The sequence below is a fragment of the Microvirga terrestris genome (assembly GCF_015694425.1).
In the GTDB taxonomy this organism is placed as follows: Bacteria; Pseudomonadota; Alphaproteobacteria; order Rhizobiales; family Beijerinckiaceae; genus Microvirga; species Microvirga terrestris.
The window spans coordinates 419,327-428,988 of record NZ_JADQDN010000004.1 but is presented as its reverse complement, the minus strand read 5'-3'; the positions used below and the strand labels follow the sequence as shown (position 1 = coordinate 428,988).

General features: G+C 66.0%; 13 protein-coding genes. 7 read left to right on the top strand and 6 right to left on the bottom strand.

The window, feature by feature from the left end; translation table 11 throughout:
• Together coaE and dnaQ are read left to right on the top strand one after the other, a co-directional pair.
• On the top strand, positions 1-512 hold a 512-nt coding region (coaE, locus tag I2H36_RS11175), incomplete at its 5' end, for a dephospho-CoA kinase (RefSeq protein ID WP_196263945.1).
• 15 nt (positions 513-527) lie between these two features.
• Positions 528-1,250, top strand: a complete 723-nt coding sequence (gene dnaQ / locus I2H36_RS11170) for a DNA polymerase III subunit epsilon (RefSeq protein WP_196263944.1) — start codon at positions 528-530, stop codon at positions 1,248-1,250.
• Between the two features lie 91 nt (positions 1,251-1,341).
• Here the strand turns inward: dnaQ and secB are convergent, their stop codons facing one another.
• Positions 1,342-1,824, bottom strand: a complete 483-nt coding sequence (secB, locus tag I2H36_RS11165; protein ID WP_196263943.1) for a protein-export chaperone SecB — start codon at positions 1,822-1,824, stop codon at positions 1,342-1,344.
• A gap of 264 nt (positions 1,825-2,088) precedes the next feature.
• Here secB and I2H36_RS11160 point away from each other — a divergent pair, with 264 nt between their 5' ends.
• The 5 genes from I2H36_RS11160 (at position 2,089) to I2H36_RS11140 (ending at position 6,114) form a co-directional block, all read left to right on the top strand.
• The gene (locus I2H36_RS11160) at positions 2,089-2,811 is read left to right on the top strand and encodes a Tim44/TimA family putative adaptor protein (RefSeq protein ID WP_196263985.1); all 723 of its coding nucleotides are present in this window, start codon (positions 2,089-2,091) and stop codon (positions 2,809-2,811) included.
• Positions 2,812-2,861: 50 nt separating this feature from the next.
• The gene (gene mltA, locus I2H36_RS11155; protein ID WP_246718750.1) at positions 2,862-3,980 is read left to right on the top strand and encodes a murein transglycosylase A; all 1,119 of its coding nucleotides are present in this window, start codon (positions 2,862-2,864) and stop codon (positions 3,978-3,980) included.
• A complete protein-coding gene (locus I2H36_RS11150) occupies positions 3,977-4,543 on the top strand; it encodes a Smr/MutS family protein (protein ID WP_196263941.1) in 567 nt (188 codons plus the stop codon). Before mltA ends, I2H36_RS11150 begins: the two co-directional genes overlap by 4 nt.
• 4 nt (positions 4,544-4,547) lie before the next feature.
• On the top strand, positions 4,548-5,027 hold the full coding sequence (locus I2H36_RS11145; protein WP_196263940.1) for a helix-turn-helix domain-containing protein: 480 nt from the start codon (positions 4,548-4,550) through the stop codon (positions 5,025-5,027).
• Positions 5,028-5,112: 85 nt separating this feature from the next.
• Positions 5,113-6,114, top strand: a complete 1,002-nt coding sequence (locus tag I2H36_RS11140) for an adenosine kinase (RefSeq protein ID WP_196263939.1) — start codon at positions 5,113-5,115, stop codon at positions 6,112-6,114.
• 54 nt (positions 6,115-6,168) lie between these two features.
• On the opposite strand, the gene I2H36_RS11135 is transcribed toward I2H36_RS11140, so the two are convergent.
• From I2H36_RS11135 to hisF, 5 genes are read right to left on the bottom strand one after another with little or no spacing between them, the layout of a single operon-like run.
• Complete coding sequence (locus I2H36_RS11135; protein WP_196263938.1) at positions 6,169-6,690, bottom strand: YidH family protein; 522 nt, start codon at positions 6,688-6,690, stop codon at positions 6,169-6,171.
• A 55-nt stretch (positions 6,691-6,745) separates the two neighbouring features.
• Positions 6,746-7,723 carry a type I pantothenate kinase gene (gene coaA, locus I2H36_RS11130; protein WP_196263937.1) on the bottom strand — a complete coding sequence of 326 codons (978 nt, stop codon included), beginning with the start codon at positions 7,721-7,723 and terminating at the stop codon, positions 6,746-6,748.
• A 17-nt stretch (positions 7,724-7,740) separates the two neighbouring features.
• A complete protein-coding gene (locus I2H36_RS11125; protein WP_196263936.1) occupies positions 7,741-8,061 on the bottom strand; it encodes a phosphoribosyl-ATP diphosphatase in 321 nt (106 codons plus the stop codon).
• 7 nt (positions 8,062-8,068) lie between these two features.
• Entirely contained in the window at positions 8,069-8,818 is a 750-nt protein-coding gene (gene map / locus I2H36_RS11120) for a type I methionyl aminopeptidase (RefSeq protein ID WP_196263935.1), read from the bottom strand.
• A gap of 13 nt (positions 8,819-8,831) precedes the next feature.
• Positions 8,832-9,638: an imidazole glycerol phosphate synthase subunit HisF gene (gene hisF, locus I2H36_RS11115; protein ID WP_196263934.1), complete on the bottom strand. Its 807-nt coding sequence runs from the start codon at positions 9,636-9,638 to the stop codon at positions 8,832-8,834.
• Between the last annotated feature and the right edge of the window lie 24 nt (positions 9,639-9,662).

The following is a 9,662-nucleotide window of genomic DNA, read 5'->3' as shown; positions in this document are numbered from 1 at the left end:
CCGACGCCACGGTGCACCGCCTCTATCGCGGCCGCGCCGCACCGCTGATCGAAAAGGCCTTTCCCGGCACCGTGGCGGACGACGCTGTCGACCGCGCGAAGCTCGGAGCGGCGGTTCTCAACAGCCCGGAGCGCATGCAGCAGCTCGAAGCCATCGTGCATCCGCTGGTGCGGGAAGAGGAGGAGGCTTTTCTCGCCCGCGTCTCCGCTCTCGCGCCCATCGCCGTGCTGGACATCCCCCTGCTGTTCGAGACCGGAGGCGAGACGCGCTGCGACGCGACCCTCGTGGTCACGGCGCCACACACCGTGCAGCGTGAGCGCGTGCTCGCCCGGCCCGGCATGACGCCGGAGAAATTTTCTGCCATCCTGGCCAAGCAGATGCCCGACGCCGACAAGCGCGTCCGGGCTCATTTCCTGGTCGACACCAGCCGCGGCTTTTCTTCAGCCGAGGCGCAGGTGCGCTCCATCCTCGTTTGCCTCGCCGGCCGTCCCGGACGGCGTCACCGTTTTTGATGAAGAGTGTTTGTGATGTTGCGTGAAATCGTTCTCGATACCGAAACCACCGGCACCAGTCATGCAAGCGGCGACCGGGTGATCGAAATCGGCTGCGTCGAGATGCTCAACCACATCCCGACAGGCAAGAGCTATCACGTCTACATCAACCCGGAGCGGCCGGTCTCGGCCGGCGCCTTCGCGGTGCACGGCCTCTCGGACGAGTTCCTGGCCGACAAGCCGGTCTTTGCGGCCATTGCGGACGAGTTTGCCGCCTTCGTGGCCGATGCGCGGCTTGTCATCCACAATGCGGCCTTCGATATCGGCTTCCTGAACGCCGAATTCGCCCGCACCGGGCATCCGCAGTTCAACCTGGCCGACGCGGTCGATACGCTCAACATGGCCCGCCGCAGGCATCCGGGTGCGGCCAACAACCTCGATGCCCTCTGCACCCGCTACGGCATCGACAATTCCCGCCGCACCAAGCACGGGGCGCTTCTCGACGCCGAGATCCTGGCCGAGGTCTATATCGAGCTGATCGGCGGCCGCCAGGTGGGCTTCGACCTGTCGCTGCAGCCCTCAGCCCGCCGCAGTGCCGCGGCGGCGGAACGCGCCGCCCGCGATGCCAAGCCCCGTACCCTGATCTCACGCCTGACCGACGCCGAGCGCGCGGCCCATGAGGCCTTCATCCAGTCCATCGGGCCGAGTGCAATCTGGCATGAGTATCTCGGTGAGACGAAGCCCGAGGCTTCCTCCTAAGAGGATAAAAAACCTCCCGGTGTGAAGTCACAAAAAATCGGGCGAAGCTTTTGCCTCGCCCGATCTGGAAAACCAATGCTCTAGCGACCGCTCACGACAGCGTCTGACCGGCGCCGTTCTCCTGCCCCTGCACCTCGGCGGCGCGCTGGCGGTAGAGGGCCACGAAGTCGATCGGGTCGATGTAGAGGGGCGGGAAGCCGCCGTTACGCACGGCGTCGGCCACGATCTGGCGGGCGAACGGGAAGAGCAGGCGCGGGCACTCGATCATCACCACCGGGTGCAGCTGCTCCTGCGGAATGTTCTGGATCCGGAACACGCCCGAATAGGTGAGCTCGAAGGCGAACAGCACATCCTTGCCGCCGATCTTGGCATCGCCCTCGAGGGTCAGGTCGATCTCGAAATCGGCCTCGGCGAGCTGCTTGGCATTCACGTTGACCTGCAGGTTGATCTGCGGGCCTTCCGTCTGCTGCTGCAGGGAGCGGGGCGCGTTGGGGTTCTCGAAGGAGAAGTCCTTGCAGTATTGCGCAAGGGCGTTCAGCGAAGGCGCTGCGTTGTTTGCCGCATTCTCGGCCATGGTGTCTTGCTCCCTAAGGGGGTGTCTCGTCGAGCCCGGGCGGAACGCCTCGCCAAGCGGAACGTCTGCGGCGGCGGGCCATGGATCTTCGCGCTACCATGCTTCTCATGCGGGAAGCAAGATTTTGAGCCAACTCATTCGCTTGTCGGGGGCCGAGGTGGATGTTACGACCTCATGACCCCATATGCGAAGGATGACACCTTCACCTCCTCGACACAACGCCCGGCAGCAACCGGGCGCGGGCAGGCTCACAACGGATCGACGATGCAGGATTCCTTCGACATCACGACCCTCATTTTCATTGTACTCGCCGTCTTCGTCATCTGGCGCCTCCGCTCGGTCCTGGGGCAGAAAACCGGAAGCGAACAGCCGCCCTTCGATCCGATGTCACGCCGGGATGCCCCTTTACGCCCGGGCAATGCCCCGGCCGAGCCCGATCACAATGTGGTGCGCCTTCCCGGGGCCAACGGGCCCCGTCCCGCCGCCGAGGTTCCTCCGGCCGAGCGCTGGAAGGGGATCGCCGAGCCGGGTACGCCCACGGCTCAGGCGCTCGATGGCATCGCCCGTCTTGAGCCGAATTTCGATGCCGCTGGGTTTCTCGAGGGCGCCAAGTCCGCCTACGAGATGATCGTCACGGCTTTCGCCCAGGGCGATCGCAGCACCCTCAAGGATCTTCTCTCCCGTGAGGTCTATGAGGGCTTCGAGCGGGCCATCACCGAGCGCGAGCGCCGGGGCGAGACGGTGGAAACCACCTTCGTGTCCATCGACAAGGCCGAAATGGCCGGAGCCGAGCTCCAGGGCAAGAACGCCCAGATCGTGGTGCGCTTCCTGTCCAAGCTGATTACGGCCACCCGCGACACCTCCGGGGCTGTGGTGGATGGAAGCCTCGAGACTGTGGCCGACGTCACCGATGTGTGGACCTTCGCCCGTACCCTCGGCAGCCGCGATCCCAACTGGCAGCTCGTGGCGACCGAAGCGGGGCAATGAGAGATGCAGGGCGGGTTCTCTGCGCCTGCCTCCTTACCTGGACATTGAGCATGTCCGACGCCGCGGCCGGATCGTCCCTGAAGGATCTCGCGCGCCTGGAGCCCCTCGCCTTCCAGGATCTCCCCGGCTGGGAGGCGGACGATCACGCGGCCGCCTTTCGGGCCTACCTGCGCTCCTGCCGGGCGCTTGAAGCTGCGTCCGCCGAGTTGCGGCCGGCGCAGATGCCTCAAGCGGATCTTCTCGCGATCTGCCGCGAGGCCCTGAAAACCCCCGAGGCCGGCAAGGAAGAGGCGAAACGTTTCTTCGAGACGCATTTCCGGCCCCGTGCTGTCATTCCCAATACGGGCGGAGGCTTTCTGACCGGCTATTACGAGCCGGAGTTCCAGGGCTCGCGCACGCCGGACGCCACTTACCGGGTTCCCCTCCTCGACCGGCCCCAGGACCTCGTCACCATTCCGCAAGGCGGGACCCTGTCGGGGATCGAGAAGGGTCTTCAGGCGGCACGGCGAACGGCGAACGGCCACGAGCCCTATCCGGACCGCGCCGCCATCGAGGACGGTGCCTTGGGAGACCTCGCCAAGCCCATCGTCTACCTTAGCGAGCCGGGCGAGGCCTTCATCATCCATGTGCAGGGCTCGGCCCGCATCCGCCTCGCGGACGGCTCGGTGATGCGGGTCGCCTATGCCGGACGCAACGGCCGGCCCTACACGTCCATCGGCCGGGTCCTGGTGCAGCAGGGCGAGATGGACCTGGAATCCATGACGCTTGAAAAGCTCATGGGTTGGCTAAGAGACCATCCCGATCCCGCCAAGGCTCTGATGCGGCAGAACCAATCCTACATCTTCTTCCGCGAGGCCACGGAGCTGGCGCCCGAGGACGGACCGATCGGCGGGGCGGGCCACCCGCTCGTGCCCGGCCGAAGCCTTGCCGTCGACCGCTCCCTCTGGGCCTATGGCCTGCCGGTCTGGCTCGACGGGCAGCTGCCCCTGACCCTCGACATGGCCGAGCCGCTCCGGCGCCTCATGATCGCCCAAGATACGGGCTCGGCCATCGTCGGCCCGGCCCGGGGCGATTTCTTCTTCGGCAGCGGCGAGGAGGCGGGCCGCCGCGCCGGGCTCCTGCGCCATCCCGTGCGCTTCGTGGTCCTGCAGCCCAAACCCCATTCATGACCCGCAAAAGCCGCACCCGCCAGCTCAGCCCCGAGGAGAAGCGGCTCTGGTCCCATGTGGCCCGGCACGTGAAGCCCATGCAGGGCAAGGCCCTGCCGCCAGAGCCAGAGCCCGAAGATAAGCCCGCCACAGCCCCTGCCCCGGTGGTGACGAAGCTCCCGCCTGCCCTGCCCCCTCTCCCGCCCTCGAAACCTGCCCTTCCCCCGATGGCCCCCGTGGAGCGCAAGACGCTCCAGGCCCTGCGCCGGGGCCGCAAGGACGTGGACAGCGTCATCGACCTGCACGGGATGCGCCAGGAAGAGGCGCATTTCGCCCTCCTGAGCTTCCTGCATCGCGCGCAGGGCTCCGGCCACGCGCTCGTTCTCGTGATTACCGGCAAGGGCGGTGCCTCCGTCAGCAATGGTCTGTTCGAGGAACGCGGCGTGCTGCGCCGCATGGTGCCGCACTGGCTGCGCCTGCCCGACCTGCGCCACTTGGTAATTGGCTTCGAGGAGGCCTCTCCCCAGCATGGCGGATCCGGTGCACTCTATGTCAGGCTCCGCCGACGGCGGAGTGCGGGGTGAAGCGATGACTCCCTTCGGTGAACGGGTGCGGCAGCTGCGCCAGGAACGCGGGCGCATGTTGAAGGACATGGCGGCGCATCTCGGCGTGTCGAGTGCCTATCTCTCGGCCCTCGAGCGCGGCGAGCGCGGCAAGCCGACGTGGACCCTCATCCAGGGTGTCCTGCAGTACTTCCACATCATCTGGGACGAGGCCGACGAACTCACGCGCCTTGCGGACCTCTCCGATCCCCGGGTGAAGATCGACACGGCGAACACGGACCCCAAGGCGACGCTGCTCGCCAACCGCCTAGCGCGGGAGATCCGCGGCCTCACACCGGAGGAGCTCGACGGGATGATCGCGCTGCTCGACGCGGCGCAGGAACGGCGGACGATCACAGTCCACAAGGTGTCATCCCCGGCGCACGAAGTGCGGGAAGGGGATCCGCTCACACGCGCTACGGCTGATGGATTCCCTTCCTCTCCGCTGCGCTCCGGCCGGGAATGACACGAAGCCGGTTGAGTACGCCAGCCCTTGACCTCCCCTGCCCCGGATGCGAAAGCGCCCGATCTTTTCCTAAACCCGGTGGCCTATGTCCCAGACCCGTATCGACGTTCTCACCCTCGGCAACGCCATCGTTGACGTGCTCGCCCATACGGACGAGGCCTTTCTGCTGCAGAAGAAGGTCCACAAGGGTGCCATGCAGCTCATCGACGAGGCGCGAGCCGAAGAACTCTACGGCGATATGGGTCCGGCCATCATCGTGTCCGGCGGCTCGGGTGCCAACACGGCCGCGGGCGCGGCCTCCTTCGGCGTCAAGGCCGGCTTCATCGGCAAGGTGAAGAACGACGAGACGGGCCGGCTCTTCGCCCACGATCTCAAGGCCATCGACGTGCACTACGACGTGACGCCGGCGAAAGAGGGTCCGGCCACGGCACGCAGCTTCATCCTGGTGACGCCGGACGGCGAGCGCACCATGAACACCTATCTCGGCGCCTGCCAGAACCTCACCCCGGACGACGTGAACCCGGACACGGTGCGCGCCTCCAGCATCGTCTATCTCGAAGGCTATCTGTGGGATCCGCCAGCCGCGAAGGAGGCCTTCCGCAAGGCGGTCAAGATCGCCCACGAGGCCGGCAACAAGGTGGCGCTCACCCTGTCCGACGCCTTCTGCGTCGACCGTTACCGCGACGAGTTCCTCGGCCTCATGCGGGATGGGAGCCTCGACATCCTCTTCGCCAACATCCATGAGCTGCAGAGCCTCTACGGCACGGCGGATGCCGACACTGCGCTCGCGGCTTTCCGTGAAGAGAATGTGCTCGGCGCCATCACCCGCTCGGCCGAGGGGGCGCTGATCGTGAGCCGCGGCGAAACGAAGGCCGTGCCGGCCTTTCCCGTGGAGCGCGTGGTCGACACCACCGGCGCGGGCGACCTTTTCGCCTCAGGCTTCCTGGCCGGTCTCGTGAAGAACCTGGATCTGACCGACTGCGCCCGCCTCGGGGGCCTCGCCGCCGCCGAGATCATCAGCCATCTCGGCGCCCGCCCGCAGACAAGCCTCAAGGAGCTGGCTGAGCAGCAGGGTCTGTTGGGGTAAGGAACCACCCTCCTCGTCATGGCCGGGACAAGGCCGGTGATGACAACGTGGTGCTCAACTTCCGCCCGTCTGCCCGAACCACAGCCCGAACAGGGCTGCGAGAGACACGAGCGCCAAAAAACCGTTGAACAGCACGAGCATGAACGGCGGAAGGCGCTGCACGTCCGGATGTGGCGGCTGTGAGCCGGTAAAAACCTGACGCCAGACGGCGGCGGCGAAGCAGAAAGCGCTGAACAGGATGAGAACCGAGCCGGTGGCGAGGATCATCCAATCCGGCACCACGCCCGCGAGCAGCTTCTGCGCGCCGATCCCGGAGGCGAGTGAGGCCAGTCCCGTCCTCACCCAGGCCGCGTAGGTGCGCTCGGCGGCAAAGACCGTGCGATTGGCGGCGAGCTCCGTGCGCCGGTCGGCGCTGTCCTTCATCTGAACGCTGGCGACAGCGGTCGTCTTGGCCGCGGCTTGCGTGTGCTCCGCCGCTTCCTGCGTGCTCTCGGCGGCCTCCTGGGTCTGCTCGGCCGCTTCCCGCGCGTGCTCGGCGCTCACTTTCAGTTTATCGTCGACGGGCTGCGTGGCCATGCATCCTCCGATCATCCGGAGGAACAACGCTCAAGATTGAAAAAAGTCGGCGTGATCAGAGCCGTCTCAGCGCCACCGTCTCGATCCGGTGGCTTGCGCCTTTCTTGAGGATCAGGCTCGCGCGCTGGCGGGTCGGCACGATGTTTTCCTGCAGGTTCAGGAGGTTGATGCGGTTCCACAGGCCCTCGGCGATATTGATCGCCTCAGCCTCCGGTAGTTCCGCATAGCGGCGGAAGTAGGAGAGCGGATCGCGGAAGGCGGTGTGGCGCAGCCGCAGGAACCGGTTCACGTACCAGCGGTGCAGGTCCGCCTCGTCGGCGTCGATATAGACCGAGAAGTCGAAGAAATCGGACACGAAGGGAATGGCCGTGCCGTCCTTGGGCATGCGCGCCGGCTGGAGCACGTTAAGCCCCTCGACGATGAGAATGTCCGGCCGGTCCACCGTGGTTTCCTCGCCGGGCACCACGTCATAAACGAGGTGGGAGTAGAGCGGCGCCTTCACGTTGCGCTTGCCGGCCTTGATGTCGGCCAGGAAGTGCAGGAGTTTTCCGGTGTCGTAGCTCTCCGGGAAGCCTTTTCGCTCCATGAGCCCGAGCCGTGTCAGCTCCGCGTTGGGCAGGAGAAAGCCGTCCGTGGTGACGAGGTCCACCTTCGGGGTGTTGGGCCAGCGGGCGAGCAGCGCCTTCAGCACGCGGGCCGTGGTGGACTTGCCCACAGCCACCGATCCCGCCACGCCGATGATGTAGGGCACCTTGGCGTCCTTCTCGGCGAGCAGGAAGCGCTGGGTCGCCTTGAACAGGCCTTGGGTTGCCGCAACGTAGAGGGAGAGCAGGCGCGAGAGCGGCAGGTAGATCGCCGCCACCTCATCGAGCGAGATCGGATCGTTGAGGGATTGCAGCTGCACCACCTCGTCGGCCGTGAGCGTCATGGGCGCATCGGCACGCAGCTTCGCCCATTCGTCGCGGGAAAAGACCCGGTAGGGCGACAGCCCGTCATCATCCTCGACGGCGGAAACCACGTTGGGCTGGTCCATGCGAACCACCTCTCGTTTTAGGGCTTGCGCGCGGCCTTCTCCGCAAGCCCCGACTGCGCCGTGCGGCGCTCCAGTTCGGCCATGACGTCACTTAGAGGAATATCGGCGCCCTGCAACACGACCAAAAGATGATACAGCACGTCGGCGGCCTCCGCCGTGAGATTCTGGCGGTCGCCCTGCACGGCCGCGATCGCCGCTTCCACCGCCTCCTCGCCAAGCTTCTTGGCGGCTTTCGCCGGACCTCCGCCGATGAGCTTGGCCGTATAGGACTCGGTTTCAGGAGCCGCGGCGCGCTCAGTGATGATGCGGGCAAGGTCGTCGAGGGTGAAGGATGTCATGGGTGAACTAGCCCGGCAGGGTGACGACGAGGGGACCGTTGCGGGTGGCAACGACGGTGTGTTCATACTGGACCGTGGGTGCACGCGGCTCACTGAACAGGGTCCAGGGATCGTCGCCGTCCTCGGCCCATTCCGCCCCCAGGGACAGGAACGGCTCGACGGTGAAGACGAGGCCTTCGTTCATGATCCGGCGCTCCGAGCGGTCCGGCCAGGTCGAAATTTCCTTCGGCTCCTCGTGCAGGGAATGGCCGATGCCATGGCTCGCGAGATTGCGCACGAGGGTGTAGCCGTTCTTCTCGGCGAAGGTGCCTATGGCTTGGCCGATGCCGGCCAAGGGCTTGTTGGCCCCGACCTGGCGCAGGCCTATCCACATCGCGCGCTTGCCGTCCCGGCACAGGCGCTTGGTGGCGTTCGTGACCGGCGGAACCGCGAAGGAGGCGCCGGTGTCGGCGAACAGGCCGTTCTTTTCCGCCGAGATGTCGATGTTGACGAGGTCGCCGGCCTCGATCCGGCGCGATCCGGGGATGCCGTGGGCGACCTCCTCGTTCACGCTGATGCAGGTGGCGCCGGGAAAATCGTAGACAAGCTCCGGGCCGGACCGGGCGCCGGCCTTCTCGAGAAGCTTGCGCCCGATCAGGTCGAGCTCCGCCGTCGTCATCCCAGGCTCGAGCGCTGCCGCCATGGCCTCAAGGGTGTTGGCGACGATCCTGCCGATCTCCTCGAGCTTGTTCAGATCATCTTCGTTGGAGACCGTCATGGGCTGATTTCTTTCATGCTGTCCGGTTTGCAGCGCTGTGCACCGGCTCGTCGAGCCGCATATTCAGCCCGGCCTCGGCCATGTAGCCCTTCGCCTCGCTGATCGTATGCGTGCCGAAGTGGAAGATGGAAGCCGCTAGCACCGCGCTGGCATGGCCTTTCTCGACGCCATCAACGAGGTGGTCGAGGTTGCCGACGCCGCCGGACGCGATGACCGGCACCGAGACCGCATCCGCGATGGCGCGCACCAGCGCCAGATCATAGCCGCCCTTGGTGCCGTCCCGGTCCATGGAGGTGACGAGCAACTCCCCTGCCCCGAGTTCTGCCACCTGCTTGGCGAACGCGATGGCATCGATGCCGGTGGCGGTGCGGCCACCATGGGTGAAGATCTCCCAGCGAGGCTCCTCGCCTTCCCCTGAGACATTCTTGGCGTCGATGGCCACGACGATGCATTGGTTGCCGAACTTTTCGGAAGCCTCGCGCACGAAATCCGGGTTCTTCACCGCAGCGGTGTTGATCGACACCTTGTCGGCGCCGGCAAGCAGCAGGTTGCGGATATCCTCGACGGTCCGCACGCCGCCGCCGACGGTGAGCGGCATGAAGCAGGCCTCGGCCGTGCGCCGCACCACGTCGAGCAGGATCCCCCTCGCCTCGTGGCTCGCGGTGATGTCGAGAAAGCAGAGCTCGTCGGCACCTGCCGCATCATAGGCCTTGGCGGCTTCGACGGGATCACCTGCGTCAACCAGATCGACGAACTGCACACCCTTCACGACGCGTCCGTCCTTGACATCCAAGCAAGGAATGAGGCGAACTTTCAACATAACATAACAACCTGCCCGTGAATG

Coding starts and splice junctions, on each gene's coding strand:
- dnaQ (WP_196263944.1), top strand. CDS start 528: ATGTTGCGTGAAATCGTTCTCGATACCGAAACCACCGGCACCAGTCAT.
- secB (WP_196263943.1), bottom strand. CDS start 1,824: ATGGCCGAGAATGCGGCAAACAACGCAGCGCCTTCGCTGAACGCCCTT.
- I2H36_RS11160 (WP_196263985.1), top strand. CDS start 2,089: ATGCAGGATTCCTTCGACATCACGACCCTCATTTTCATTGTACTCGCC.
- mltA (WP_246718750.1), top strand. CDS start 2,862: ATGTCCGACGCCGCGGCCGGATCGTCCCTGAAGGATCTCGCGCGCCTG.
- I2H36_RS11150 (WP_196263941.1), top strand. CDS start 3,977: ATGACCCGCAAAAGCCGCACCCGCCAGCTCAGCCCCGAGGAGAAGCGG.
- I2H36_RS11145 (WP_196263940.1), top strand. CDS start 4,548: ATGACTCCCTTCGGTGAACGGGTGCGGCAGCTGCGCCAGGAACGCGGG.
- I2H36_RS11140 (WP_196263939.1), top strand. CDS start 5,113: ATGTCCCAGACCCGTATCGACGTTCTCACCCTCGGCAACGCCATCGTT.
- I2H36_RS11135 (WP_196263938.1), bottom strand. CDS start 6,690: ATGGCCACGCAGCCCGTCGACGATAAACTGAAAGTGAGCGCCGAGCAC.
- coaA (WP_196263937.1), bottom strand. CDS start 7,723: ATGGACCAGCCCAACGTGGTTTCCGCCGTCGAGGATGATGACGGGCTG.
- I2H36_RS11125 (WP_196263936.1), bottom strand. CDS start 8,061: ATGACATCCTTCACCCTCGACGACCTTGCCCGCATCATCACTGAGCGC.
- map (WP_196263935.1), bottom strand. CDS start 8,818: ATGACGGTCTCCAACGAAGATGATCTGAACAAGCTCGAGGAGATCGGC.
- hisF (WP_196263934.1), bottom strand. CDS start 9,638: ATGTTGAAAGTTCGCCTCATTCCTTGCTTGGATGTCAAGGACGGACGC.